Raw genomic sequence first — 25,225 nt, forward strand, 5'->3', positions numbered from 1 at the left:
TTCGACAGATTAATGCAAAGCGCGGCCGCTTCACCGGTCGCGCTTTTTTTATTACTGGCCCTGCTGCTGCCCCGCTACGCCGTTAAGCAATACCTCCAGCGGATACACCACGGCGATCACCAGTTCGTCCTGCACTTTTGCCGCGTCGTCCAGCTTCGCCTGCGCCTGCTGGCGTTCCTGCGCTGTCAGCGTTTCGCCTTTTTGCAGTTTCTCCAGCCATGTCAGCCCTTGTGAAGACAAATCGCCTAACTTTTCCGCCACCGGCTGCAACGGTTTCAGCACGCTATTTTGCGCCAGCACCGGTTTTACCAAATCCGCGCTGCGCTGCCAGCTTTCCAGCTGTTCACGCACGGATTGCGCGACCTGCGCGTTTTTCGGATCCTTCACCAGCGCAGTGATTTGGGCTGCAAACTCGCGCACCGCGTTGCTTTCTGCCGGTAGCGCATCCGCCAGCCGGTTCAGCGGTTCAGATTGCGTGTAATGCCCCGCCTGGAATTTGATGTGCTGACGGGTGTAATACTGCGCAGGTTCCAGCGCGGTGGAGAAGCTGAGCAGCGGCGCGATGTCGGTGCTGTTCGCCAGACGCGTCATCAGGCGTGCGGTTTCCACATGCTGTTGCAGCCCGACTGACACCACCGACCAGGCGTCGATTTTCGCCAGCCGCTGGAACATATTGCCGGTGTCTTTGACGTCCTGCGCCGACCACAACCGTTCCGCCACCACAAAGCCGCGCGGCCACAGTTTCAGATCCAGGATCTGCGCCGTGATATTTTCCTGCCACAGCGCCGCTTCGCCGCCGAGAATATTTTTCATGCCTTGCGCGTCAGGCACCACCGGCGGAAGGCCATCCGGCACCTGACTCAGCGGCGCGCCGGTTACCGGATATCGCGCATTGCCGATGATGAAATAACCCGACAATGCGCCGTCTTTGAGGCGCAACACAGGCCGCGTATCGCCCATCCAGGTATCGACCGCAAAGCTGACCGGCCCATCGCTGCGCCAGACAATGTCACGCACCGCGCGGCGCGTTTTGCCGGTGAAATCGATAAATCCGCGCCAGCCGTCTTTCCCTTCAATCAGCGTAAAGCTGCCGTCCACCGGTTTGCCTTTCAGACGCGGCATAGTGAATGACCAGCTTTGCGCTTTTTCCCCTTCCGCTACGTTTTGATCCATACCTGAAGGCTGCGGCAGAATTTCGTTGCGGTAATGATAGGCCGCGCTGTGCGGCTGATCGAGATAGAAGCCGGTGGACAAAATGCCCTGATAACCTTGCTGCGCGCTGGCGCCGAGCGAATCCGGCCCCTGCCACGACTGGATCACGATGTCATGCGGCAGATCCGGGTGGAAAATCTCGTCCCAGCCGACCATTTTGCGCTGGTGCTGATGCAGGATCTTTTGCAGACGGGTGTTGAAGTAAGCCTGTAAGGCATGCGTGTCGGCGATGCCCTTCTCTTTCATAAATGCCTGGATCGGCTTCGACGCTTTCCACTGCGTGGCGTCCACTTCATCACCGCCAATATGCAGGTAAGGATCGGGGAAGATCTGCGTCAGTTCACCGACGATGGCCTCCGCAAAGGCATAGACTTTTTCATTGGTGGGATCGAGCGTCGGGGCGTGCACACCCCAGGATCGTTCCATTTTGTACGGTCCCGGCGCGCTGAGCAGTTCGGGATACGCGACCGCAATCGCCGACGCGTGCCCCGGCATATCGATTTCCGGCACCACGCGGATCCCCCGCTCCGTGGCGTAAGCCACCACGTCTTTCATTTGCGCGACGGTGTAAAACTGCCCGTCGCTGGCGAGTTCCTGTAGTTTTGGATACTTTTGCGATGCAAAGCGCCAGCCCTGATCGTCACTCAGATGCCAGTGCAGCACGTTGAGTTTTGCCGCCGCCATGCCGTCGAGCTGACGTTTGATATCAGGCACCGGCAGGAAATGACGGGCGGAATCAAGCAGCACGCCGCGCCAGGCAAAACGCGGCTGGTCGTGAATACTGACCAGCGGAATAACAGTATTTTCGCCGTCGTTCTGCACCAGTTGCAGCAGCGTTTCCATGCCGCGTAACGCGCCAAAACGGGTGTTGGCGGTCAGCACCGCGCCCTGCGGCGTGACATCCAGCTGATAACTTTCGTCGCTGTCCGGCATCGGCTGCGCACCGGTTTTCTGTTTAATGATGACAGTGATCGCCGCCGGACCGCTGGCCGTTTCGCTGTTTTGCGGCAACAGATACCAGCCGGTTTGCTGCGCCAGACGCTCGCGCCAACGGTTTACTTCAGGCATCAGCGCATCGCCTTTGACCTGAATCTGCAACGCATCATTGAGAACAAATTTACCCGCAGGTGAGGTGACATCCACCTGCTGCGGCCACGGCATCAGCGGTAAATTACCGGCCGGAGCGGCATAGGCGGAAACACAAAGCAGCAGAGATGAAGCCAGAAAGGTACGGCGGAAAGGCACTCGCATCGGTGAAATTCCTCAGAGTAAAAAAGCGCGCCATCTTAGCCCGCTGAATCTAAAGGAATAACTATAGTCTCTGGATAAAAAAAAAGCGGTGACTGCGTTAACAATCACCGCCTTTATGATGAATGCGCTGCGATTATTGCCAGCCGTAACGGCGCACGAACCAGCCTTTCACGCACTGCGTCAGCACCATGTAGCCCGCCAGAATCGCGATAAGCCACGGGAAGTAACTCAGCGGCAGCGCCTGCAATTGCAGGAACCCGGCGACCGGCGAGTAGATCAGCGCGATACCGGTGACCACCACCATCAGCGTCATGATGCACAGCGGCCAGGAAGCGCGGCTCTGAATAAACGGCACTTTGCGGGTGCGGATCATATGCACAATCAGCGTCTGCGACAGCAACCCTTCGATGAACCAGCCGGACTGGAACAGCGTCTGCGCTTCCACCGTATTGGCTTTAAACACCCACCACATCAGACTGAAGGTCAGGATGTCGAATACGGAGCTGATCGGACCGAAGAACACCATAAAGCGGCCAATATCCCCGGCGTTCCAGCGCTGTGGCTTAGCCAGCTGTTCTTCGTCCACGTTATCAAACGGGATCGCCACCTGTGACACATCGTAAATCAGGTTCTGAATCAGCAGATGCAGCGGCAACATCGGCAGGAACGGCAGGAAGGCGCTGGCCACCAGCACGCTGAACACGTTACCGAAGTTGGAACTGGCGGTCATTTTGATGTATTTCAGCATGTTGGCGAAAGTTCTGCGCCCTTCCGTCACGCCCTGCTCAAGCACCATCAGGCTTTTTTCCAGCAGAATAATATCAGCCGCCTCTTTGGCGATATCCACCGCGGAATCCACGGAAATCCCGATATCCGCCGCACGCAGCGCCGGGGCATCGTTAATGCCGTCGCCCATAAATCCGACCACGTGCCCTTCGCCGCGCAGCACGCGCACAATGCGTTCTTTATGCATCGGCGTCAGTTTGGCAAACACCGTGGTTTCGCGGGCAACGCGCAGAAGCTCTGCATCATCAAGAACATCGATATCGCTGCCGATCACCACGTTATCGGCCTGTAAACCGACATCTTTGCAGACTTTGCGTGCTACCAGCGGGTTATCGCCGGTGAGGATTTTCACCGTCACGCCTTTACGTTGCAGGGCGTCCAGCGCCGGTGCGGTGCTCTCTTTTGGCGGATCGAGGAACGCAATGTAACCGGCGAGAATCAGGCTGGATTCATCCGGCACCGCGTAACCCTGCGTGCGGGCAGGCATCACTTTATGTGCCACGGCGACCACGCGCAGCCCCTGCTGATTGAGGTCATCCGTAATGCGGCGGATGCGCGCCAGCAGCACATCGGTCAGCGGCACAATCTCACCGTTGAGCTGCACCAGAGTACAAATCGACAGCATCTCTTCCAGCGCGCCTTTGCAGATCAGGCGGTGATTCTGGTCGTTTTCAGCCACCACCACAGACATACGGCGGCGGTCGAAATCGAACGGAATTTCGTCCACTTTCAGCGAGCTGTGGCCCTGATGTGGATCGCCGGCGTCCAGCACCGCCACGTCCAGCAGATTTTTCAGGCCGGTCTGATAATGGCTGTTCAGCCACGCCAGATGCAGCACGTCGTCGCTGGTCACGCCGAGCACGTCGGTGTGGCGCTCGAGCACGATTTTATCCTGCGTCAGCGTGCCGGTTTTATCGGTGCAGAGAATGTCCATTGCGCCGAAGTTCTGGATGGCGTCCAGACGTTTGACGATCACTTTCTGGCGCGAGAGTTTGACCGCGCCTTTCGCCAGCGTCGAGGTGACAATCATCGGCAGCATTTCCGGCGTCAGGCCGACCGCCACCGAAAGCGCAAACAGCGCCGCTTCCCACCAGTCGCCTTTGGTGTAGCCGTTGATCACCAGCACCACCGGCGTCATCACCATCATAAAGCGGATCAGCAGCCAGCTGACTTTGCTGATCCCGGCCTGGAAGGCGTTAGGCTGGGTGTCTTCCTGCACCACGCGCTCGGCGAGCTGGCCGAACCAGGTTTTGCTGCCGGTGGCAATCACCATCGCAATCGCCGTGCCGCTGACCACGTTGGTGCCCATAAAGCACAGGGTGTTCAGTTCGAGCGGATCGGCGGCAACCGGGGTTTTCTCGCAGGCATGTTTTTCCACCGGCAGGGATTCACCGGTCAGCGCTGCCTGGCTGATAAACAAATCTTTGGCGGAGAGAATACGCAAATCTGCCGGGATCATATCCCCCGCAGAAAGCTTGATCAGATCGCCCGGCACCAGCTGGCTGATCGCGATTTCCACCGTTTCACTGCGCCCGGTTTGCGCGTCACTGCGCAGCACCGTAGCGGTGTTGCTGACCATGGCTTTCAGCGCATCGGCGGCTTTATTGGAGCGGGCTTCCTGAATGAAATGCATGAAGGTGGAAATAAACACCATCGCGCCGATCACCAGCGCTGCCGTCAGATCGTCGGTGGCGTAAGACACCAGCCCGAGCACGGTCAGCAGCAGGTTGAACGGATTGCGGTAGCAGTGCCACAGGTGCAGCCACCACGGCGCAGGTTGCTGATCGCCGGTCTGATTGAGGCCGGAAACGTCGCGGATAGCCTCGGCCTCCTGCGCGGTCAGCCCTTCCGGATGGCTGGCAAATTGCAGGTAGAGCTGCTCTTCCGTTGCGCGGGCACAGGCCTGACAATGGGCGGACATCGCCGCAGGGATCGCCTGCGACGCACGGGCTGACACGTTTTCCAGCATCGGATCGCGGCGGACTAAACGGCGCGGTAAATTACGGCTGAGCGCATTGAGCAGCCGGGAAGTGAGATTTTTGAACATCATTCGCACCTTTGTTGCACCCACGGCGAAGCCGCCATGAGCGTGGCAAAAGGGTTGTTAAAAACAGGGCGAACGAAAAGACGTGCACCACTGCCTGCCAGGTAACGTCACGGCAAGCAGCAGCGAAAATGCGGGTGCTTACCGGATCACAACGGACCTACTGAATTGGGGTCGGGTTCCATGGGTTTTCACCTCCGGTAAGGAACGGTCTGGAAATTCATACGCATCAGGCAGGAAAATCCGTTAGGGTATCGATTCGATATTGCGAAGCGTCGATATTTGAGCGGATCATACGCTCACCAACTACAACCGTTTTTAAACCTGAGCATTTTTAGCTAAAAAAATCACCATGCAAAATCGCCTGACTATTAATGATATTGCCCGCCTGAGCGGCGTCGGAAAATCCACGGTTTCCCGCGTTTTAAATAACGAAGGCAACGTCAGCCCGCAAACCCGTGAACGGGTATTACAGGTGATTGAACAGCAGCATTTCAGCCCGTCGAAATCGGCGCGGGCCATGCGCGGGTTCAGTGATAAAATTGTGGCGATCATCGTGTCGCGTCTCGATTCGCCGTCAGAAAACCTGGCGGTGCGCGCCATGCTGCCGCTGTTTTATCAGCAGGGTTACGATCCGATCGTGCTCGAAAGTCAGTTCAGCGCCGAACGCGTTAAAGAACATTTGCAGGTGCTCAAACAGCGCAACATCGACGGCGTGGTGCTGTTTGGTTTCACCGGCTTATCCGCGCAGATGCTGACGCCGTGGCAGGATAAAATGGTGATACTGGCGCGCGATATGCCGGGGCTGTCCTCTGTCTGTTATGACGATGCCGGCGCCGTACACCTTTTGATGCAAAAGTTGCTGGCACAGAGCCTGCGCCGGATCGGCTTTATCGGCGTCTCCCCGCAAGACACCACCACCGGCCAGCGGCGCAGCGCGGCCTATCAGGCATTTTGTCAGGCGCACGGTCTGACGCCGCACGTGGCGCTGGGCGAACTCACCTATCAGAGCGGCTTCGACCTGATCCCGCAGCTGCTGGAAAATGACATTCAGGCCGTGGTATGTGCCTCGGACACTATCGCCATTGGGGCACAAAAATACCTGCAACAGCAGCAAATCCGCGACGTGCAGGTCTGCGGGATCGGCAACAACCCGCTGCTGCACTTCCTGTTCCCTGAATCTTATTCGGTGGAACTCGGTTACGGCGCGGGCGGTGAAGCGGCGGCAACGCAACTGCTGGCTCAGCTTGGCGGTTCCGCGACCGTGCAGCAGCTGATTATTCCCGGAAAACTCTCCGCCTGACCGGCCTTCCCGCCTGATAAAAACAGAAACTTTGTGATCGTCCCGGCAAAACCGGGAACGTTCCCGGACAAGTTCCCACCGCCTTCGCTATGCTTGAACCCTACCCTACACCCTTACGCTACATCACAGGCCACATCTCATGAGCAAAGTTAAGCAACAGGATGTTGATCAGCTGATCGCCCTCGTTGGCGGCAGCGACAATATCGCGATGGTGACTCACTGCATTACGCGTCTTCGTTTTGTCCTCAATGATCCGTCCAAAGCCGACCCGAAAGGCCTCGAAGCCCTGCCGATGGTGAAAGGTTGCTTCACCAACGCCGGTCAGTTCCAGGTGGTGATCGGGCCGGAAGTGGATGATTACTATAAAGTCCTGATCGCCAGCACCGGGAAAAGTGCGGCCGGAAAAGAACAGGCGAAGGTCGCCGCCCGCCAGAATATGAGCTGGTTTGAACGCAGCATTTCCCACTTCGCGGAAATCTTCTTCCCGCTGTTACCGGCGCTGATCAGCGGCGGTTTGATCCTCGGTTTCCGCAACGTTATCGGTGAAATCCCGATGAGCGGCGGCCAGACGCTGGCGCAGATGCATCCGCTGTGGCAGTCGATTTATGACTTCCTGTGGCTGCTCGGCGAAGCGGTGTTTATGTTCCTGCCGGTGGCGGTCTGCTGGTCGACGGTCAAAAAAATGGGCGGGACGGAAATCCTCGGTATCGTGCTCGGCATCACGCTGGTGTCGCCGCAGTTAATGAACTCCTACAACCTCGGGCAGCAAATTCCTGAAGTGTGGAATTTCGGCTGGTTCACCATCGAAAAAGTCGGTTATCAGGCGCAGGTGATTCCTTCCGTTCTCGCCGGTATGGCGCTGGCGATGATCGAAAATGGCCTCAAGCGCATCATCCCGAATTACCTGTATCTGGTGATTGTGCCCGTCACTTCACTGATTATTGCCGTGTTCCTGGCGCACACGCTGATCGGGCCGTTTGGCCGCATGATCGGCGACGGCGTGGCCTTCGCGGTGAAATTCGTCATGACCGGCAGCCTCGCACCAGTCGGTGCCGCGCTCTTTGGTTTCCTCTACGCACCGCTGGTCATTACCGGCGTGCATCAGACGACGCTCGCCATCGACATGCAGATGGTGCAAAGCACCGGCGGCACCCCGGTCTGGCCGCTGATCGCCCTCTCCAACATTGCGCAAGCGGCTGCGGTCGTCGGCGTGATTATCGTCAGCCGTAAACATAACGAGCGTGAGATTTCCGTGCCTGCGGCGATTTCCGCCTTCCTTGGCGTCACCGAACCGGCGATGTACGGCATCAACCTGAAATACCGCTTCCCGATGCTGTGCGCGATGATCGGCTCGGCCTTAGCTGGCCTTATCTGCGGCCTGTTCCACGTCACGGCCAATGGCATTGGCGTCGGCGGGTTGCCGGGCATTTTGTCCATTAAACCGCAGTTCTGGAGCATCTATGGACTGGCGATGCTGGTGGCGATTGTGGTGCCAATTATCCTGACCGTGCTGGTTTATCAGCGTAAAGCCCGCCGTGGCGAACTGGCAGTGGTGTAAGACTTTCAAGAAGGAAAATGGAATGAATAGCGAATTGCCGTGGTGGAAAAACGGCGTGATTTACCAGATTTACCCAAAGAGTTTTCAGGACACCACGGGCAGCGGCACCGGTGATATCAACGGCATCACCCGGCGTCTGGATTACCTGAAAACGCTGGGCGTTGATGCCCTGTGGCTGACGCCGATGTACCTCTCGCCGCAAATTGATAATGGCTACGACGTGGCCGATTACTGCGCGATTGACCCGGCTTACGGCACGCTGGAAGATTTCGAGCGGCTGACCGCAGAGGCACATCAGCGCGGAATGCGCATCGTGATGGACATGGTGTTTAACCACACCTCGACCCACCACGAATGGTTCCGCCAGTCGCAGGATCCGGGCAGCACCTTCCGCCCGTTCTATGTCTGGCGCGACGGCGCTGCCGAAGGCGGGCCGCCGAACAACTGGCGCTCCAAATTCGGTGGCGGCGCCTGGCAGTGGCATGAAAACAGCGGCCAGTATTATCTGCACCTGTTCGCGACCGAACAGGCCGATCTCAACTGGGAATACCCGCCGGTGCGCGAGGCACTGAAAAAAGTCTGTCATTTCTGGGCGGATAAAGGCGTCGACGGACTGCGGCTGGACGTGATTAATCTGGTCTCGAAACAGCAGGATTTCCCCGCTGACGACGCAGGTGATGGCCGCCGTTTTTATACTGACGGACCGCGCATTCATGAGTTCCTGCAGGAATTCAGCCGCGACGTGTTCAAACCGCTCGGGCTGATGACGGTCGGCGAAATGTCTTCCACTCAGCTCGAACATTGCCGCCGTTACGCCGCCAACGACGGCAGTGAACTGTCGATGACCTTTAACTTCCATCACCTGAAAGTTGATTACCCGAACGGCGAGAAGTGGACCGACGCGCCGCCGGATTTCATCCAGCTCAAGCAGATTTTCCGAGAATGGCAGCAGGGAATGCACGGCCACGCCTGGAATGCGCTGTTCTGGTGTAACCACGATCAGCCGCGCATCGTGTCGCGCTTTGGCGATGAAGGCGCACTGCGCACGACGTCCGCCAAAATGCTGGCGATGGTGCTGCACGGGTTGCAGGGCACGCCGTATATTTATCAGGGCGAAGAAATCGGCATGACCAATCCGGGCTTTAAACATCTCGAGCAATACCGCGATGTGGAAAGCCTGAATATGTTTGCCGAGCTGAAGTCTGACGGGCGCAGCAACGAAGAACTGCTGCGCATTCTGGCGAAGAAATCGCGGGATAACAGCCGCACGCCGATGCAGTGGAACGCCGGAGAACAGGCCGGATTCACCACCGGCACGCCGTGGATTTCCGTCAGCCACAACGCGCAGGAAATTAATACCGAACAGGCGCTGGCGGATAAAAACTCGGTGTTTTATCTCTATCAGCAACTGATCGGCCTGCGCAAAACTTTGCCGGTGCTGACGGACGGCGATTATCAGGACTTGCTGCCGGAGCATCCGCAACTCTGGTGCTATACGCGTACCGCAGGCGGTAAAACCCTGCGCGTGGTGGCCAACCTGAGCGCGCAGGATCAGGCGCTGGATCTCACGGAATGCACCGGCGAAACGCTGCTGAGTAATTACGACACCTCCGCCACTTCCGGCATCCTTCGTCCTTACGAATGCCTCTGGCAACTCGCCATATAGTCTGAATTTTCTGTTCTGTCGGGTCAGTCACACGCGTGGCTGACCCGTTTGTTTTTTATGCATCTCCTTAAAAAACAACAGGCAAAAATGAGGCCAGAATTTACATTTGGTCATCAATTCTTCCGCTGAAAAAATTCTTTGTTTCAGGTCAATAAAACGAGAATTAACGCTCGCGCGAATCCTACATCTAGTGTGTATAGTACACACCCAACCCAATATATAGCGTTTACCTGTAAAACCCACACAACAGGCCTTCAGGCCTTGTGGGGCGCGGGATGCGCAAAAAAGGAGTGTCATTGTGAAGGCAGACAGACTGGAATCCGTTCCCGCTAATACGAAGAAAATGCAACCCATCGTGATTAAGCGGGATGGTTGTCAGGTCCCTTTCGATGAAGTTCTGATCAAACAAGCGGTGCAACGCGCGGCGGCGGCTGCCGGTATCGACAGCATTGGTTATTGCGAACAGGTCGCCCGCGTTGTTGCTGAAAATCTGCAAGAGCAGGCACGCGTCGATATCCACGAAATTCAGGATGCGGTTGAAAACCAGCTGATGGCGGGGCCGTACAAAAAACTGGCGCGTGCTTACATTGAATACCGCCACGACCGCGACGTGAAACGTGAAATGCGCGGGCGTCTGAACCAGGAAATCCGCGGTCTGGTTGAGCAAAGCAATATGGCGCTGCTCAACGAGAACGCCAACAAAGACAGCAAAGTCATCCCGACCCAGCGCGATCTGCTGGCCGGCATTGTGGCGAAGCACTACGCCAAACAACATATTTTACCGCGTGAAGTGGTGCTGGCGCACGAGCGCGGCGAAATCCACTATCATGACCTCGATTACTCGCCGTTCTTCCCGATGTTTAACTGCATGCTGATTGACCTGAAAGGCATGCTGAATCACGGTTTCAAAATGGGCAATGCGGAAATTGATACGCCTAAGTCGATTTCTACCGCCACCGCCGTCACAGCGCAGATTATCGCGCAGGTCGCCAGCCACATTTACGGCGGCACCACCATTAACCGTATTGATGAAGTGCTGGCACCGTTCGTCACCGCCAGCTTCAACAAACATCGCCAGACCGCCGAAGAGTGGCAGATTGCCGATGTCGAAGCCTTTGCCCACAACCGCACCGAGAAAGAGTGTTATGACGCCTTCCAGTCGCTGGAATATGAAGTCAACACACTGCACACCGCCAACGGTCAGACGCCTTTTGTTACCTTCGGTTTCGGGCTGGGTACGACGTGGGAATCCCGCCTGATCCAGCAATCCATTTTGCGTAACCGCATTGCGGGGCTTGGCAAAAACCGCAAAACCGCCGTGTTCCCGAAACTGGTCTTTGCCATCCGCGACGGCCTGAATCATAAAGCCGGTGACGCCAATTACGACATCAAGCAACTGGCGCTGGAATGCGCCAGCAAGCGCATGTATCCGGATATCCTCAATTACGATCAGGTGGTGAAAGTCACCGGATCCTTCAAAACGCCGATGGGCTGCCGCAGTTTCCTGGGCGTTTATGAAGAAAATGGCGAGATGATCCACGAAGGCCGCAACAATATCGGCGTAATTAGCCTGAACCTGCCGCGCATCGCGCTGGAAGCGAAACGCGACGAAACCGCGTTCTGGGCACTGCTCGACGAGCGTCTGCTGCTGGCGAAAAAAGCGCTGATGACGCGCATCGCCCGCCTCGAAGGCATCAAAGCCCGCGTGGCGCCGATCCTGTACATGGAAGGGGCGTGCGGCGTGCGTCTGAAAGCCGACGACGATATCTCCGGTATCTTCAAAAATGGCCGCGCATCGATTTCACTGGGCTACATCGGCGTGCATGAAACCATCAACGCGCTGTTCGGTGACGAGACTCATGTCTTCGACGCCAGCCAGTTGCGCGAAAAAGCCGAGGCGATTGTTGCCCGACTGAAAGCCGCCACCGAGAGCTGGAAAGATGAAACCGGCTACGGTTTCAGCCTGTACAGCACGCCGAGCGAAAACCTGTGCGACCGCTTCTGCCGTCTGGATACAGCCGAGTTCGGGCTGGTGGCCGGGGTCACTGATAAAGGGTATTACACCAACAGCTTCCATCTGGACGTCGAGAAGAAAGTGAATCCGTACGAAAAACTCGACTTCGAAGCGCCGTATCCGCCACTGAGCAACGGTGGTTTCATCTGCTATGGCGAATACCCGAACCTGCAGCACAACCTGAAAGCGCTGGAAGACGTGTGGGATTACAGCTACACCCGCGTGCCGTATTACGGCACCAACACGCCCATCGATGAGTGCTACGACTGTGGCTACACCGGCGAATTCGAATGTACCAGCAAAGGTTTCACCTGCCCGAAATGTGGCAACCATGAACCTTCCCGCGTGTCAGTCACCCGCCGCGTATGCGGTTATCTCGGCAGCCCGGATGCCCGTCCGTTTAACGCCGGTAAGCAGGAAGAAGTGAAGCGCCGGATTAAACATCTGGGTAACGGCCAGCTGGGTTAATGCGTTGAAATTCCATCAGTATTACCCGATAGACGTCGTCAACGGGCCGGGAACGCGCTGCGTGCTGTTCGTTTCCGGCTGCGTCCACGAATGCCGCGGGTGCTATAACAAAAGCACCTGGCGGCTGGATTCCGGCAAACCCTTTACGCAGGAAGACGAAGACCGCATCATCGCCGACCTGCAAAACACCGTCATCCCACGTCAGGGGCTGACGCTCTCCGGCGGCGACCCGCTGCATCCGCAGAATCTTTCCGCCGTGCGCCAGTTATTATTGCGCGTGCAGGCAGAATGTCCGGGTAAAGACGTGTGGATGTGGACCGGTTATACGCTGGGTGAACTGAGCGCTGAACAGCAGGAAGTGACGGCATTAATCAACGTACTGGTCGACGGGAAATTCGTGCAGGAACTGAAAGACCCGTCACTTATCTGGCGAGGCAGCGGCAATCAGGTGATCCATTACTTACGTTAGATTTCATTCAGAGGGGAAATCATTCCCCTCTTCTCTGATTCAAATTCCATTCAGTAAAAAATCAAAAGCATTTTTCACTTCATAGATTTCGCCATCGAGCTGCCTGACCTGATCGCCAATTTCTCGTGACTTAACGCCACCCAGCATATGCGTCATTGCCACATAATGATGATGCTCAATATTTAGCAGCGGGCAAAGCTTCTTAGGCGGGAAGTCGATCAATCTTGCCAGGGGAACCAGAGGAACCATTACCGTATTGCCGAATCCGCTGGCAGACGAATGATGAATATTCAGCAAAAATGGATAAGCAACCTTTCCACTACCTCTGTTTTCATAAACAGCGTATTGATTCATCAAAATGCACGCTGATAGTCAGAAAACGAACCATATTCTTCAGCGTATTTATTTATCGCCTCAATTCCTTTTTGGTTCTCGCGCCGCCATTTTTCCGCAGGCGTTTCGGGCTGTAGAGGAACAGATAACTCATTGAATTCCGTAATTAGTACTTCAGACATACACAGTCCTTATGTAAATAGTGATTGAAAACCGACCCGACAACCAGAGTGTAATTTGTACGGTTTATCCCGTAAATCACCACTGTTAATTCCTGCGAGGCGCCTTCCAACTCTTCATTTCCCTGCAATCAGACCTTCACCCAACTGTCATTAAGCTCCGCCAACATGATGCCAACGCCACACTGAGGTTTGCATCATGACCCTTTCAGACCGCTTTCATACTTCCCCTGCCATAGCCCGTTTATCCCGTGCGAGGTATTCATTGTGATGAACTTATCTAGACATCCGACCAGTCACACCACGGTGTATCAGCAAATCGCTGCCGAACTGGAACAGGAACTGCGTAACGGTTACCGCTGCGGTGATTATCTGCCGCCGGAACAACAGCTTGCCGAACGTTTTCAGGTGAACCGCCACACGCTGCGTCGTGCGGTGGATGAGCTGGTGGATCGCGGCTGGCTGCAACGCCGTCAGGGCATTGGCACGCTGGTGCTGATGCGGCCTTACGATTATCCGCTGCACTCGCAGGCGCGGTTCAGCCAGAACCTGCTGGATCAGGGCAGTCACCCGACCAGCGAACGTCTGCTGGCGGTGCTGCGTCCGGCGACCGATCACGTCGCGGCGGCGCTGTCCCGCCAGGAAGGCGACACGATTATTCATTTGCGCACACTGCGCCGCGTTAACGGTGTGCCGGTCTGCGTGATTGACCACTACCTGCCGGATCTCGACTGGTGGCCTGCGCTGCAAAACTTCCACAGCGGCTCGCTGCACGATTTTATCCGCGAAGAAATTAAGCAAAAACTCAGCCGCCGCACCACCCGGATCAATGCCCGCCGCGCGCTGGCGAAAGAGAGCAAATTACTCGAAATCGTACCGCAGGCACCGCTGCTGTGTGTGCGCACCCTGAACATTCGTGAAGGCAGCGACACGGTGGCGGAATACTCCGTCAGCCTGACGCGCGCCGACATGATCGAACTGACCATGGAGCACTGAATGGATCACCTGCAAACCCGCCAGCGCTGGATGTCGGTGCTGGCTCACAGCCGCCCCGACGAACTGCTCGCGCACTGGCAAACGTTAAATTTATCACCGCAGTTTGAACGCATCCGCGCTGCCGAAACCGGCCTGACGCAGCTTCAGGGCCGCATGGGCGGCACCGGAAAACGTTTCGTGATGGGCGACATGACCATCACCCGCGCGGTCATTCAGTTAGATGGCGGCGTCTATGGCTACAGCTACGTCAGCGGGCGCAATAAACCGCACGCCGAACTGTGCGCGGTCATCGACGCCTTACTGCAAATGCAGGGCATGGACGAACTGCTGCATAAACGTGTGATTGCCCCGCTGGCTGCGCTGCAACAGGAGCGCCGTCAGCAACGCGCCCGTGAAGTGGCTTCCAGCCGCGTCGATTTCTTTACCCTGGTTCGCGGAGAATAATTCATGTCACTTGTTGCCAGTTTTCAACATCCCGTTGCCGATGCGCAGTACAGCTTTCGTCGTATTCTCAAGGCGTTAAGCGAGCCCGGCGTCAGCGTGCAGTTGCCCGCCATGCCCGGTTTCGGCGCACTGGGCTCTGCCAGCGCCTGCGTGCTACTGACACTTATCGATAAAGACACGCCGCTGTGGCTGAGCGCGTCGCTCAACGATGAAATCCTGCGTAAAAACCTGCGTTTTCATACCGGTGCCGTGCTGACCGACAATGCGTCTGCCGTCAGTTTTGCGCTGGCCGATCCGGCGCTCGACAGCGCCACCCTGCTGGCTTTCCCGTGCGGGGATGAAATGTCACCGGAGCTGGCGACCAGCGTGATTGTTCAGCTGGAAAGTCTCACCGGCGGCACGCCGCTGCGGCTGAGCGGGCCGGGCATCGAAAGCAGCCGGATGATCACGCCGCAGTTGCCCGATTCCGTCCGCGATTATCTGCTCAACCGCCCTCACCGCTTCCCGCTGGGCCTGGACTTTATGTTCACCTGCGGCGAAGAATTGATTGCCATACCGCGCACCACGCGCGTGGAGGTGTGCTGATGTACGTCGCCGTTAAAGGGGGTGAGAAGGCGATTGCCGCCGCCCATCAGTTGCTGGCGCATGAACGCCGTGGCAACGCCGATGTGAATGAACTGGGCTGTGATCAGATTGAACAACAGCTGGGGCTGGCGGTTGACCGTGTGATGAGCGAAGGCGGGATCTACGACCGCGAGCTGGCGGCGCTGGCGATCAAACAGTCCGGCGGTGATCTGGTTGAAGCGATTTTCCTGCTGCGCGCTTACCGCACCACGTTGCCGCGTCTGGCGACCAGCGAGCCGCTGAACACTCAGGCGATGCGCCTTGAACGCCGCATTTCCGCCATCTACAAAGATCTGCCAGGCGGCCAGGTGCTCGGGCCGACCTACGATTACACCCACCGTCTGCTGGATTTTGCCCTGCTGGCCGAAGGCGAAGCGCCGTTTACCCCGGTTGCCGATGAACCGCAGCCGGAAGACTGCGGGCACGTATTTGATTTGCTGACACAGCAACAGCTGGCCGTTCGTGAAGAAGACGACGGAAGTGAGCCGGAAGATATTACCCGCACGCCGCCGGTATTTCCGGCATCCCGCGCGGCGCGTCTGCAACAACTGGTGCGCGGCGACGAAGGTTTTCTGCTGTCGCTGAGCTATTCCACCCAGCGCGGTTACGGTCGCACGCATCCGTTTGCCGGAGAAATCCGCACCGGCTGGCTGACCGTCGACATTGTGCCGGAGGAGCTGGGTTTTGCCATTGATATCGGCGAAATCCTGCTGACCGAATGCGAGATGGTGAACGGTTTTGTCGCCCCCGAAGACAAACCGCCACACTTTACCCGTGGATACGGGCTGGTGTTTGGCCGTGCCGAGCGCAAGGCGATGTCGATGTCGCTGGTGGATCGCGCACTGCAAACCCGTGAATACAACGAGCAGATCAGCAGCCCGGCGCAGGACGAAGAATTCGTGTTGTCGCACGCCGATAACGTCGAAGCCGCCGGTTTTGTTTCGCACCTCAAACTGCCGCATTACGTCGATTTCCAGGCCGAACTGGAGTTGCTAAAACGCCTGCGCGCCGCGAAAGAACAGGATCCTGCCAATGAACAATAATACCGCCCGCACACTGACCGGCTACAACCACGGTTATCTCGATGAACAGACCAAACGCATGATCCGCCGTGGGATCCTCAAAGCCGTGGCGATCCCCGGTTATCAGGTGCCGTTCGCCGGACGCGAAATGCCGATGCCTTACGGCTGGGGCACCGGCGGGATCCAGCTGACCGCCAGCGTGATCGGTGAAAACGATGTGCTGAAAGTGATCGACCAGGGCGCCGACGACACCACCAATGCCGTGTCGATCCGCAAATTCTTCCAGAGTGTCGCGGGGGTGAAAACCACCGAGAAAACCGTGGAAGCCAGCCTGATCCAGACCCGTCACCGCATCCCGGAGACGCCGTTGCAGGAAGATCAGATCCTGATTTTTCAGGTGCCGATCCCGGAGCCGCTGCGCTTTATCGAACCGCGTGAAACGGAAACCCGAAAAATGCACGCGCTGGAAGAGTACGGCGTGATGCAGGTGAAACTTTACGAGGACATCGCGCGCTTCGGCCATATCGCCACCACCTACGCCTATCCGGTAAAAGTGAATGACCGCTACGTGATGGATCCGTCGCCGATCCCAAAATTCGATAACCCGAAAATGAACATGATGCCCGCCTTGCAACTGTTCGGTGCCGGCCGTGAAAAACGCATTTACGCCCTGCCACCGTTCACCAAAGTGGAAAGTCTGGACTTCGACGATCATCCGTTCACCGTCCAGCAATGGGATGAACCCTGCGCCCTCTGCGGCTCGCGCCACAGTTATCTCGATGAAGTGGTGCTCGACGATCAGGGCAACCGCATGTTCGTGTGCTCCGACACCGATTTTTGTGCTCAGCAGGTTGAGCAACAGGCTTCCAACGAGGGTAACCGCTGATGACCACTCCCTTAAATCTCGCCGCCGAACCCCTGTTGTCGGTGAATAACCTGACCCACCTTTATGCGCCGGGCAAAGGCTTCAGCGATGTGTCGTTCAATCTGTATCCGGGCGAAGTGCTGGGCATTGTCGGTGAATCCGGCTCGGGTAAAACCACGCTGTTGCAGTCGATTTCTGCCCGCCTCGCGCCACAGCAAGGACAGGTCATCTACAACAACGGTCAGGTTGCCGCACAGTCGTTGTATGACATGGCCGAAAGCGACCGCCGCCGTTTGCTGCGCACCGACTGGGGCGTGGTGCATCAGCATCCGATGGACGGTTTACGCCGTCAGGTGTCTGCCGGGGGCAACATCGGCGAACGTCTGATGGCCGTGGGCGAACGTCATTACGGCGATATCCGCAAGAAAGCCGGTCAGTGGCTGGAGGATGTCGAAATTCCGGTGTCGCGCATTGATGACCTGCCGACCACGTTTTCCGGCGGCATGCAGCAACGTCTGCAAATTGCCCGCAATCTGGTGACGCATCCGCGTCTGGTGTTTATGGACGAACCGACCGGCGGACTCGACGTGTCCGTGCAGGCGCGTCTGCTGGATCTGCTGCGCACGCTGGTGGTGGAAATGCAGCTGGCGGTGGTGATTGTCACCCACGATCTGGGCGTCGCCCGCCTGCTTGCGCACCGTCTGCTGGTGATGAAGCAGGGTCAGGTGGTGGAAAGTGGATTAACCGACCGCGTGCTCGACGATCCGCATCATCCTTATACGCAGCTGCTCGTTTCTTCCGTGCTGTCCTGAACCTTATTTAAGAGAAAGAGTGACCAAAATGACGACGAAGCTCAGGGTCGAAAATCTCAGTAAAACGTTTGTTCTGCATAACCAGAACAGCGCCAGATTGCCGGTATTCAGCAACGCCAGCCTGACAGTAAATGCCGGGGAATGCGTGGTGCTGCACGGCCATTCCGGCAGCGGGAAATCTACCCTTTTGCGCTCTTTATACGGCAACTATCTGCCGGACAGCGGCAAAATCTGGGTGGAACATCAGGGCCAGCAGATTGACATGGTCAGCGCCGAAGCGCGGCAGATCCTGGCGGTTCGCCGCCATACGGTCGGCTGGGTCAGCCAGTTTCTGCGGGTTATCCCACGCATCAGCGCACTGAATCTGGTGATGCAGCCGCTGCTGGAACTGGGCGTGGATAAAGCCCAAAGCGAAGCCCGCGCCAGCGCCTTGCTGCGCCATCTGAACGTACCGGAACGGCTGTGGCACCTCGCGCCTTCGACGTTTTCCGGCGGCGAACAACAGCGCGTGAACATCGCCCGCGGTTTTGTGGTCGATTATCCGGTGCTGTTGCTCGACGAGCCGACGGCTTCGCTGGACGCCACCAACCGCGCGGCAGTCGTCACGCTGATTGAACAGGCCAAAGCACGAGGCGCGGCGGTGGTCGGGATTTTCCATGATGCGGATGTACGCGAACGCGTTGCCGATCGTTTATATGAAATGAGCCCGGAAACGGCTCCGGAGATGTCCGCATGATCATTAATAACGTCAGACTGGTGCTCGACGATCAGGTTGTTGAAGGATCCCTTGAGATGCAAAACGGCGTGATCAGCGCCTTCGCTGACACCCGCAGTCAGTTACCGCAGGCGCTGGATGCGCAGGGCGGCTGGCTGATGCCCGGTTTTATCGAGCTGCACACCGATAATCTGGACAAATTTTTCACGCCGCGCCCGAAAGTTGACTGGCCGGCACATTCCGCAATGAGCAGCCACGATGCGCTGATGGTCGCCAGCGGTATCACCACGGTGCTGGATGCCGTGGCGGTTGGGGATGTGCGCGACGGCGGGCATCGTCTGGAGAATCTGCAAAAAATGATCGACGCGATTGTGAACAGCCAGAACGCCGGGCTGAACCGCGCCGAACACCGTCTGCATCTGCGCTGCGAACTGCCGCATGAAACCACGTTGCCGCTGTTCGAGAAGCTGATGGACACGTCAGTGCTGTCGCTGGTGTCGCTGATGGACCATTCGCCGGGCCAGCGCCAGTTCGCCACGCCGCAGAAATATCGCGAATATTATCAGGGCAAATACAACCTTAACGATGAGCAGATGGACGACTATCAGGAAGAGCAAATCGCCCTGTCGCGCCGCTGGGCGCAGCCAAACCGTGAAGCCATTGCTGCACACTGCCGTGAGCGCAGGATTTCACTGGCCAGCCACGATGATGCCACCGCTGCACATGTCGAAGAATCGCTGGCGCTCGGCAGCGTGATCGCTGAATTTCCGACCACCGAAGAAGCGGCGCGTGCTTCTCATGCTAACGGGTTGCAGGTGCTGATGGGGGCACCCAATATCGTGCGTGGCGGCTCGCATTCCGGCAACGTCGCGGCGCACCAGCTGGCCTCGCTCGGCCTGCTGGATATTCTCTCCTCCGACTACTATCCCGCCAGCCTGCTCGACGCGGTCTTTCGCATCGCGACGGATGAGAATAATGCCTTCAGCCTGCCGCAGGCAGTGAAGCTGGTGACGCGTAATCCGGCTAATGCGCTGGGCTTGCAGGATCGTGGGGAAATTGCCGAGGGCAAACGCGCGGACCTGGTGCTGGCACGCGCGCACGGCGAACATCACTACGTTCAAAACGTCTGGCGTCAGGGCATTCAGGTGTTCTGAGGGGAGAAAGGATGAGTCGTTTACTCTATCTGATGGGCGCGTCGGGTTCAGGCAAAGACAGTCTTCTTGACGCGTTGCGCCAGCATTTACCCACTGATGTCGCCGTGGCGCACCGCTACATTACGCGCCCTGCCGATGCGGGCGCGGAGAACCACATTGCGCTGAGTGAAACCGAGTTTTCTCAGCGCCGCCAGCTCGGTTTATTTGCCCTTGAATGGCATGCACACCAGTGCCGCTATGGCGTGGGCATTGAAATCGACAGCTGGATGCAACTGGGCTGTCATGTGGTGGTCAACGGCTCACGCGCGCATCTGGACATCGCCCGTCAGCGTTATGGCAAGCGGCTGCTGCCGGTGTGTTTGCAGGTTTCAGACGAGGTGCTGGCCGCACGTCTTACTGAACGCGGACGCGAAGATGCGGCGCAGATTGCCTGTCGGCTTCAGCGCGCCAGAGAGTATGCCAGCGCGCTGCCCGCCGAATGCCATCTGCTGAACAATGACGGCGCATTACAGGAAACATTACAGCATCTGCTGGCGGTGCTTTCGCTGCCGGTCAGTGCCCCGGCTTATCCCGTGACGTTACGATGAAGGATCCTATGACAGACATCATTTCTCCCTTTTCGCTGGCTGATGAACACGATTTTTCCCGGCCTCAAATTGGTCAGCAGGTTGAGCTGAACGGATCGCAGCTCGGGCACTATGTGCACATCGCGGATAACGCGATCATCGAAGAAACGCAGATCGGCGATTACTCTTACACCGCCGGAAATAACCAGATCTTCTACGCGACGATCGGCAAGTTTGTGTCGATCGCCACGTATGTGCGGATCAATCCCGGCAATCACCCGACCTATCAGCGTGTGGCGCAGCACCATTTCACCTACCGCAGTTCGGTGTATGGGTTGGGTGAAGACGATCAGGCCTTTTTCGACTGGCGGCGTGAGCATCACGTCACCGTGGGCAATGATGTGTGGATCGGCCATAACGCGGTGCTGATGCCGGGCGTGAACGTCGGCAATGGCGCGGTGATCGGCACGTCGGCAGTGGTCACCAAAGACGTCGAGCCTTATTCCATTGTCGCGGGTGTACCGGCGAAGAAGATTGGCATGCGCTTTGACGATAAGATGATCGACAGGATCGAAAAAAGTCAGTGGTGGAACTGGGATCATGAAACGCTAAAAGAAAGGATGCCGGACTTCAGGGATCTGGCGGTATTTGCGGAAAAATATCTGTAAAGATCGACCGGGAGGAAGCGTCAGGTCAGACAGGCAGAAAATTCACGTTTTTTGCCTGGTACCTTATCACAAGGATCCGCCTGAGCGGATCACGCGGATTAAAGATCTTCAATACTGGCGGCAATCTGATCGGATTCCAGCACCGTTATTCCGCCCAGCCCGGCATTGAATGCCTGCTCCTGCAACGCTCTGGCCACGATATCGGCATCAATGGCTTTCAGTTTTCCCGGCAATAATTTAAACAACGGCGCACTCAGTTGTTCCAGCAGGCGCGGCGGATGGCGTTTTCCCACCAGCAAAGACGGTCTGACCAGCGTCAGCAACGGCCATCCCTGTTGCATCAGCGCCTGTTCCATTTCGCCTTTGGTCCGGTTATATAAAAAACGCGAACGCGCATCGGCACCGTGGGCACTGACGGTAAGACAATGGCGTGCGCCCAGTTCCCGTGCGGCTTTGGCGCTGTCGACAACCAGGTCGTAATCGACGGCCCGGAAGGCCGCCGCACTGCCAGCCTGTTTGCGGGTGGTGCCAAGACAACAGAACAGCAAATCGATGGGTTCATCCAGCGCGACCACCAGTGAGGTCAGATTGGCTCCCAGCGGATTGACCACTTTACTGCCCGGCGGCAAAGGACGGCGGCTCGGCGCAACAATGCGGCTGACGCGCGGATCCAGCTGGAGCAGGCGCAGAAGCTCTCGCCCCACCAGACCACTCCCACCAAGAAGAAGAACTTTTGCCATATCACTTCCTTTTAAACATCGGCGTTTCAGATAGCTTTTATCAGCAGATTTTTAAGTGTTACCTGATCGTTAATGCAGCGCTATAAGACATATCCTGTTACGGATGAATGTCAGACATCCCCCGATCCCACAGCAGCTTTTTCCCAAAGCCGAGCGTGTTGTCGGTCATCTTGATGTAATTGAGTTTAAGCCGCCACACCGGCGCTTTCATCGCCACGGCCACGGGAAAATGCGTGCAATAAAGATGGCGCGCGCGCCCCTCTTCTTCACCACTGAGCAGCGTGGCCTCTGCGCGAAACTGAATCCCCTGGATCAGGGCGATGGTTTTCGGATGCGGCGCGATGGTGCCGACCACCTGCGGCGATTTCGCCATCAGCATGCCGTGCAGCGTTTTCATTTCAGTCATGAAATACAGCGACAGGCTTTCTGAATCGGTGACGTAAAAACAGTTGGCGCTCCACATGTCGCCATCGGCGGCGGCGCACAGCGCCAGAACGTGGTTTTTATTGAGAAACTTCAGGATGTGTTTCAGATCGTCGGGATTATTCATCAACGGTGCCCTTTCCATTCTTTGCGCACAGTGTAACGCGCTGCCAACAGGTTTTACGTCACTCCTTTGTGCGCTTCGGGTAAACTTACGCAAACTTTATTAAACGCCTTGAGCCTATGTCAGCACCACCAAACTGGTATTTGTATATGTTGAGAACCCCGACCGGCGTGCTGTACACCGGGATCACCACCGACGTGACGCGGCGTCTGGCGGAGCATCAGTCCGGAAAAGGGGCGAAAGCGCTGCGGGGAAAAGGCGAGTTACGGCTGGCGTTCCATTGCCCTGCGGGCAACCGTTCGCTGGCATCGAAGCTGGAAATCAGAGTGAAGAAGCTCAGCAAGGCGCAAAAGGAGTTACTGGTAAAAAATGCGCCGCCGTGTCTGGAAAGGTATTTTGGCTTGCCGGAGAGCGGTGTTCAGGAAGAGTGCTGACGGGCCTGATGACAGGCCCGCTGGAAATCAGAAACGGTTAAATGCCGCCGGGAAAACCACTTCTCCGCTGGCATGAGTGAGCGCATCGTCTGACAGGGTAAACAACTGGAAAGCATCCTGCGTGCCCGGCCAGCGGCAATGCAGGTCGTGTGGCGCGGCGGGTTTGAAGCCAAAACGGCGGTAATATGCCGGTTCACCTAATACCACCACAGCGGCATAGCCAAACTCGTTGAGGGAATCTAACCCTTCGTACACCAGTTTTTGCCCCAGCCCCTGCTTGCGCAGTGAGGCTTCTACCGCCAGCGGAGCCAGCCCCACCCAGTTACGATCTTCACCCTGAATATCGACCGGGCAAAACGCAACGTAACCCACGACACCACCTTCATCATCCGTTGCCACAACGCCCAGCGTCAGCAGGCCGTCTTCGCGCAGTTCCTGGACTAAATCGGCTTCAGCACCGGTCGGAAACGCAGAGCGCAACAGGCGGTCTATGCCCGCCGCATCTACAGGAATTTCAGTTCGAATTAACATGGTTCAGCTACCGGAGCTTGTGGCTCACGGCCCTCTTGCAGACCTGCTTCAACAAAGTCGGCCAGACGCAGCAGACCGTTTTTCAGCAGTGCAGGCATCGTATCAAGGTCGATAGAATCCATCAGATTCTTCACGTTCAGACCGAGTTCAGTGTCACCTTCAATGCGCAGACGACGCTGGAAGAACAGCGTATCCGGATCTTCCTTACGCGCCGCGATCAGGATCAGATCGTTGGCTTGACCGCTGAAACTGACGTCGGCTTCGCCTTGTTCGCGGACGATCAGTTTGCCTTCGCTGACGGACATCTGCCAGCTCAGGTTGAGATCGGAAACCTCAATTTTTAACCAGCGGCTTTCCAGAAAATCCAGTTCGCCGTCGGCCAGTGCCTGACGTAACTGCCAGCTCAACACCTGCTGCAAAACCTGACGCGACACGGCGAAAGGGGTGAATTTTAAAGGCACACTTAACAGGGATGGCCCCTGACGAACTATACGTGCACGTAGTTTTTGCAACACTCGCACTACTCCTTTCGGTAACTTTTTGGGCAACACGTCAGTCTATTTTGCCACATCGCCAGACTCATTCAGCGGCCTGCATCAATAAATACTGCTACAGAAAAACCTCACGTACAACCTCCCCGGCCCTAACTCACCGCTCAATACCGCAGAAACTGCCTCAAATCAAAATATTGCATCTATAGCTTCTCTAAAATAGTTCGCCAACCGAAGCCCTCGCTGATGAATGAATTACGTCGGCATATCGCTTTTCATCACTATCAACCCTTCAGCTACGCTGTCCGGTTGCAGCAAGGAATGATCATGGAGCTACTTTGTCCGGCAGGGAATTTACCTGCGCTGAAAGCGGCGATCGATAACGGGGCCGATGCGGTTTATATCGGCCTGAAAGACGACACCAACGCGCGCCATTTTGCGGGTCTGAATTTCACAGATAAAAAACTCCAGGAAGCGGTCAGTTACGTGCACAGCCGCCAACGTAAACTGCACATCGCCATCAATACGTTTGCACATCCGGACGGGTATCAGCGCTGGGAGCGCGCCGTGGATATGGCCGCGCAACTCGGCGCGAATGCGCTGATCCTCGCCGATATCGCCATGCTGGATTACGCGGCCAATAAATATCCTCACGTCGAGCGCCATGTTTCGGTGCAGGCTTCGGCCACCAACGATGAAGCGATCCGTTTCTATAAACGTAACTTCGACGTCGCCCGCGTGGTGTTACCGCGCGTACTTTCCATGCATCAGGTGCGTCAGCTCTCGCGCACGTCGGTGGTGCCGCTGGAAGTGTTCGCCTTCGGCAGCCTGTGCATTATGGCCGAAGGCCGCTGCTATCTGTCTTCCTACCTGACCGGTGAATCACCCAATACCGTCGGAGCCTGTTCTCCGGCGCGGTTCGTGCGCTGGCAGCAAACCGCGCAGGGCATGGAATCACGCCTGAACGATGTGATGATAGATCGTTACGAGGAAGGCGAAAACGCCGGTTATCCGACGCTGTGCAAAGGCCGTTATCTGGTGGATGGCGCGAAATATCATGCACTGGAAGAGCCAACCAGCCTGAATACGCTGGAATTACTGCCCGAGCTGTTCGCCGCCAATATTGCCTCGGTGAAAATTGAAGGCAGGCAGCGCAGCCCGGCCTACGTCAGCCAGGTCGCCCGCGTCTGGCGTGCAGCAATAGACCGTTGCATGGCCGATCCGGCGCACTTTACAACCGATGCCGCCTGGATGAACACGCTGGGCGCAATGTCTGAAGGGACACAAACGACGCTCGGTGCCTATCACCGCAAATGGCAGTAACCGAAGAGAC

25 protein-coding genes are annotated in these 25,225 nt (G+C 57.0%); 17 read left to right on the top strand and 8 right to left on the bottom strand.

Translation table 11 applies throughout. From position 1 onward, the window contains the following. Positions 1 to 51: 51 nt before the first annotated feature. Both ACQZQY_RS02415 and mgtA read right to left on the bottom strand, forming a co-directional pair. Positions 52 to 2,463 carry a beta-N-acetylhexosaminidase gene (locus ACQZQY_RS02415; protein ID WP_431296563.1) on the bottom strand — a complete coding sequence of 804 codons (2,412 nt, stop codon included), beginning with the start codon at positions 2,461 to 2,463 and terminating at the stop codon, positions 52 to 54. Positions 2,464 to 2,596: 133 nt separating this feature from the next. Beyond that, a complete protein-coding gene (gene mgtA / locus ACQZQY_RS02420; protein ID WP_431296564.1) occupies positions 2,597 to 5,299 on the bottom strand; it encodes a magnesium-translocating P-type ATPase in 2,703 nt (900 codons plus the stop codon). Positions 5,300 to 5,645: 346 nt separating this feature from the next. On the opposite strand from mgtA, the gene treR reads away from it, so the two are divergent. The 5 genes from treR (at position 5,646) to nrdG (ending at position 12,771) form a co-directional block, all read left to right on the top strand. Beyond that, positions 5,646 to 6,596, top strand: coding sequence for a trehalose operon repressor TreR (gene treR / locus ACQZQY_RS02425; protein WP_431296565.1), 951 nt, complete (start codon positions 5,646 to 5,648; stop codon positions 6,594 to 6,596). 139 nt (positions 6,597 to 6,735) lie between these two features. Next, complete coding sequence (gene treB / locus ACQZQY_RS02430) at positions 6,736 to 8,154, top strand: PTS trehalose transporter subunit IIBC (protein ID WP_390973327.1); 1,419 nt, start codon at positions 6,736 to 6,738, stop codon at positions 8,152 to 8,154. Positions 8,155 to 8,176: 22 nt separating this feature from the next. Further along, a complete protein-coding gene (gene treC / locus ACQZQY_RS02435; protein WP_431296566.1) occupies positions 8,177 to 9,820 on the top strand; it encodes an alpha,alpha-phosphotrehalase in 1,644 nt (547 codons plus the stop codon). Positions 9,821 to 10,163: 343 nt separating this feature from the next. Next, the gene (gene nrdD / locus ACQZQY_RS02440) at positions 10,164 to 12,302 is read left to right on the top strand and encodes an anaerobic ribonucleoside-triphosphate reductase (protein ID WP_431297146.1); all 2,139 of its coding nucleotides are present in this window, start codon (positions 10,164 to 10,166) and stop codon (positions 12,300 to 12,302) included. Between the two features lie 4 nt (positions 12,303 to 12,306). Next, positions 12,307 to 12,771, top strand: coding sequence for an anaerobic ribonucleoside-triphosphate reductase-activating protein (nrdG, locus tag ACQZQY_RS02445; protein ID WP_431296567.1), 465 nt, complete (start codon positions 12,307 to 12,309; stop codon positions 12,769 to 12,771). 39 nt (positions 12,772 to 12,810) lie between these two features. Here nrdG and ACQZQY_RS02450 read toward each other — a convergent pair whose 3' ends face one another. Both ACQZQY_RS02450 and ACQZQY_RS02455 read right to left on the bottom strand, forming a co-directional pair. Beyond that, entirely contained in the window at positions 12,811 to 13,125 is a 315-nt protein-coding gene (locus ACQZQY_RS02450; protein WP_431296568.1) for a CcdB family protein, read from the bottom strand. After that, positions 13,125 to 13,286, bottom strand: coding sequence for a type II toxin-antitoxin system CcdA family antitoxin (locus ACQZQY_RS02455; RefSeq protein WP_431296569.1), 162 nt, complete (start codon positions 13,284 to 13,286; stop codon positions 13,125 to 13,127). The genes ACQZQY_RS02450 and ACQZQY_RS02455 overlap by 1 nt, the downstream gene beginning before the upstream one ends. A gap of 267 nt (positions 13,287 to 13,553) precedes the next feature. Between ACQZQY_RS02455 and phnF the strand changes: the two genes are divergently transcribed. From phnF to ACQZQY_RS02505, 10 genes are read left to right on the top strand one after another with little or no spacing between them, the layout of a single operon-like run. Continuing rightward, positions 13,554 to 14,279, top strand: coding sequence for a phosphonate metabolism transcriptional regulator PhnF (gene phnF / locus ACQZQY_RS02460; protein ID WP_183850053.1), 726 nt, complete (start codon positions 13,554 to 13,556; stop codon positions 14,277 to 14,279). Then, the gene (gene phnG / locus ACQZQY_RS02465; protein ID WP_056782410.1) at positions 14,280 to 14,723 is read left to right on the top strand and encodes a phosphonate C-P lyase system protein PhnG; all 444 of its coding nucleotides are present in this window, start codon (positions 14,280 to 14,282) and stop codon (positions 14,721 to 14,723) included. A gap of 3 nt (positions 14,724 to 14,726) precedes the next feature. Then, positions 14,727 to 15,308, top strand: coding sequence for a phosphonate C-P lyase system protein PhnH (gene phnH, locus ACQZQY_RS02470; protein ID WP_122096264.1), 582 nt, complete (start codon positions 14,727 to 14,729; stop codon positions 15,306 to 15,308). Further along, the gene (locus ACQZQY_RS02475; RefSeq protein ID WP_431296570.1) at positions 15,308 to 16,390 is read left to right on the top strand and encodes a carbon-phosphorus lyase complex subunit PhnI; all 1,083 of its coding nucleotides are present in this window, start codon (positions 15,308 to 15,310) and stop codon (positions 16,388 to 16,390) included. Before phnH ends, ACQZQY_RS02475 begins: the two co-directional genes overlap by 1 nt. Further along, on the top strand, positions 16,380 to 17,255 hold the full coding sequence (locus tag ACQZQY_RS02480) for an alpha-D-ribose 1-methylphosphonate 5-phosphate C-P-lyase PhnJ (RefSeq protein ID WP_122096265.1): 876 nt from the start codon (positions 16,380 to 16,382) through the stop codon (positions 17,253 to 17,255). Before ACQZQY_RS02475 ends, ACQZQY_RS02480 begins: the two co-directional genes overlap by 11 nt. After that, the gene (phnK, locus tag ACQZQY_RS02485) at positions 17,255 to 18,046 is read left to right on the top strand and encodes a phosphonate C-P lyase system protein PhnK (RefSeq protein ID WP_056782414.1); all 792 of its coding nucleotides are present in this window, start codon (positions 17,255 to 17,257) and stop codon (positions 18,044 to 18,046) included. Before ACQZQY_RS02480 ends, phnK begins: the two co-directional genes overlap by 1 nt. A 28-nt stretch (positions 18,047 to 18,074) precedes the next feature. Next, positions 18,075 to 18,782: a phosphonate C-P lyase system protein PhnL gene (gene phnL / locus ACQZQY_RS02490; protein WP_056782415.1), complete on the top strand. Its 708-nt coding sequence runs from the start codon at positions 18,075 to 18,077 to the stop codon at positions 18,780 to 18,782. Beyond that, on the top strand, positions 18,779 to 19,915 hold the full coding sequence (phnM, locus tag ACQZQY_RS02495) for an alpha-D-ribose 1-methylphosphonate 5-triphosphate diphosphatase (protein WP_056782416.1): 1,137 nt from the start codon (positions 18,779 to 18,781) through the stop codon (positions 19,913 to 19,915). The genes phnL and phnM overlap by 4 nt, the downstream gene beginning before the upstream one ends. 11 nt (positions 19,916 to 19,926) lie before the next feature. Then, positions 19,927 to 20,502: a ribose 1,5-bisphosphokinase gene (phnN, locus tag ACQZQY_RS02500; protein ID WP_431296571.1), complete on the top strand. Its 576-nt coding sequence runs from the start codon at positions 19,927 to 19,929 to the stop codon at positions 20,500 to 20,502. 8 nt (positions 20,503 to 20,510) lie between these two features. After that, on the top strand, positions 20,511 to 21,149 hold the full coding sequence (locus tag ACQZQY_RS02505; protein ID WP_056782418.1) for an acetyltransferase: 639 nt from the start codon (positions 20,511 to 20,513) through the stop codon (positions 21,147 to 21,149). 98 nt (positions 21,150 to 21,247) lie between these two features. Here ACQZQY_RS02505 and ACQZQY_RS02510 read toward each other — a convergent pair whose 3' ends face one another. Together ACQZQY_RS02510 and ACQZQY_RS02515 are read right to left on the bottom strand one after the other, a co-directional pair. Then, a complete protein-coding gene (locus ACQZQY_RS02510) occupies positions 21,248 to 21,889 on the bottom strand; it encodes a hypothetical protein (protein ID WP_056782419.1) in 642 nt (213 codons plus the stop codon). 97 nt (positions 21,890 to 21,986) lie between these two features. Beyond that, a complete protein-coding gene (locus ACQZQY_RS02515; RefSeq protein WP_431296572.1) occupies positions 21,987 to 22,439 on the bottom strand; it encodes a YhbP family protein in 453 nt (150 codons plus the stop codon). Between the two features lie 116 nt (positions 22,440 to 22,555). Between ACQZQY_RS02515 and ACQZQY_RS02520 the strand changes: the two genes are divergently transcribed. After that, positions 22,556 to 22,870 (top strand): GIY-YIG nuclease family protein, encoded by a 315-nt coding sequence (locus tag ACQZQY_RS02520; protein ID WP_122096269.1) that lies wholly within the window; start codon positions 22,556 to 22,558, stop codon positions 22,868 to 22,870. A gap of 27 nt (positions 22,871 to 22,897) precedes the next feature. On the opposite strand, the gene ACQZQY_RS02525 is transcribed toward ACQZQY_RS02520, so the two are convergent. Next, complete coding sequence (locus ACQZQY_RS02525; protein WP_056782422.1) at positions 22,898 to 23,401, bottom strand: GNAT family N-acetyltransferase; 504 nt, start codon at positions 23,399 to 23,401, stop codon at positions 22,898 to 22,900. Beyond that, positions 23,395 to 23,916: a ubiquinone anaerobic biosynthesis accessory factor UbiT gene (gene ubiT, locus ACQZQY_RS02530; protein WP_056782423.1), complete on the bottom strand. Its 522-nt coding sequence runs from the start codon at positions 23,914 to 23,916 to the stop codon at positions 23,395 to 23,397. The genes ACQZQY_RS02525 and ubiT overlap by 7 nt, the downstream gene beginning before the upstream one ends. 303 nt (positions 23,917 to 24,219) lie before the next feature. Here ubiT and ubiU point away from each other — a divergent pair, with 303 nt between their 5' ends. Next, positions 24,220 to 25,215 (top strand): ubiquinone anaerobic biosynthesis protein UbiU, encoded by a 996-nt coding sequence (ubiU, locus tag ACQZQY_RS02535; protein ID WP_431297147.1) that lies wholly within the window; start codon positions 24,220 to 24,222, stop codon positions 25,213 to 25,215. Positions 25,216 to 25,225 lie beyond the last annotated feature (10 nt).

The sequence above is a fragment of the Rahnella sp. PAMC25559 genome (genome assembly GCF_050632365.1).
Taxonomy (GTDB): domain Bacteria; phylum Pseudomonadota; class Gammaproteobacteria; order Enterobacterales; family Enterobacteriaceae; genus Rahnella; species Rahnella rivi.

Coding starts and splice junctions, on each gene's coding strand:
- ACQZQY_RS02505 (WP_056782418.1), top strand. CDS start 20,511: ATGACAGACATCATTTCTCCCTTTTCGCTGGCTGATGAACACGATTTT.
- phnL (WP_056782415.1), top strand. CDS start 18,075: ATGACGACGAAGCTCAGGGTCGAAAATCTCAGTAAAACGTTTGTTCTG.
- mgtA (WP_431296564.1), bottom strand. CDS start 5,299: ATGATGTTCAAAAATCTCACTTCCCGGCTGCTCAATGCGCTCAGCCGT.
- ACQZQY_RS02480 (WP_122096265.1), top strand. CDS start 16,380: ATGAACAATAATACCGCCCGCACACTGACCGGCTACAACCACGGTTAT.
- phnH (WP_122096264.1), top strand. CDS start 14,727: ATGTCACTTGTTGCCAGTTTTCAACATCCCGTTGCCGATGCGCAGTAC.
- treR (WP_431296565.1), top strand. CDS start 5,646: ATGCAAAATCGCCTGACTATTAATGATATTGCCCGCCTGAGCGGCGTC.
- phnF (WP_183850053.1), top strand. CDS start 13,554: ATGAACTTATCTAGACATCCGACCAGTCACACCACGGTGTATCAGCAA.
- ACQZQY_RS02455 (WP_431296569.1), bottom strand. CDS start 13,286: ATGTCTGAAGTACTAATTACGGAATTCAATGAGTTATCTGTTCCTCTA.
- ACQZQY_RS02415 (WP_431296563.1), bottom strand. CDS start 2,463: ATGCGAGTGCCTTTCCGCCGTACCTTTCTGGCTTCATCTCTGCTGCTT.
- phnG (WP_056782410.1), top strand. CDS start 14,280: ATGGATCACCTGCAAACCCGCCAGCGCTGGATGTCGGTGCTGGCTCAC.
- ACQZQY_RS02515 (WP_431296572.1), bottom strand. CDS start 22,439: ATGAATAATCCCGACGATCTGAAACACATCCTGAAGTTTCTCAATAAA.
- ACQZQY_RS02510 (WP_056782419.1), bottom strand. CDS start 21,889: ATGGCAAAAGTTCTTCTTCTTGGTGGGAGTGGTCTGGTGGGGCGAGAG.
- ACQZQY_RS02520 (WP_122096269.1), top strand. CDS start 22,556: ATGTCAGCACCACCAAACTGGTATTTGTATATGTTGAGAACCCCGACC.
- treB (WP_390973327.1), top strand. CDS start 6,736: ATGAGCAAAGTTAAGCAACAGGATGTTGATCAGCTGATCGCCCTCGTT.
- phnK (WP_056782414.1), top strand. CDS start 17,255: ATGACCACTCCCTTAAATCTCGCCGCCGAACCCCTGTTGTCGGTGAAT.
- phnM (WP_056782416.1), top strand. CDS start 18,779: ATGATCATTAATAACGTCAGACTGGTGCTCGACGATCAGGTTGTTGAA.
- ubiU (WP_431297147.1), top strand. CDS start 24,220: ATGGAGCTACTTTGTCCGGCAGGGAATTTACCTGCGCTGAAAGCGGCG.
- ACQZQY_RS02450 (WP_431296568.1), bottom strand. CDS start 13,125: ATGAATCAATACGCTGTTTATGAAAACAGAGGTAGTGGAAAGGTTGCT.
- ACQZQY_RS02525 (WP_056782422.1), bottom strand. CDS start 23,401: ATGTTAATTCGAACTGAAATTCCTGTAGATGCGGCGGGCATAGACCGC.
- ACQZQY_RS02475 (WP_431296570.1), top strand. CDS start 15,308: ATGTACGTCGCCGTTAAAGGGGGTGAGAAGGCGATTGCCGCCGCCCAT.
- treC (WP_431296566.1), top strand. CDS start 8,177: ATGAATAGCGAATTGCCGTGGTGGAAAAACGGCGTGATTTACCAGATT.
- nrdD (WP_431297146.1), top strand. CDS start 10,164: ATGCAACCCATCGTGATTAAGCGGGATGGTTGTCAGGTCCCTTTCGAT.
- phnN (WP_431296571.1), top strand. CDS start 19,927: ATGAGTCGTTTACTCTATCTGATGGGCGCGTCGGGTTCAGGCAAAGAC.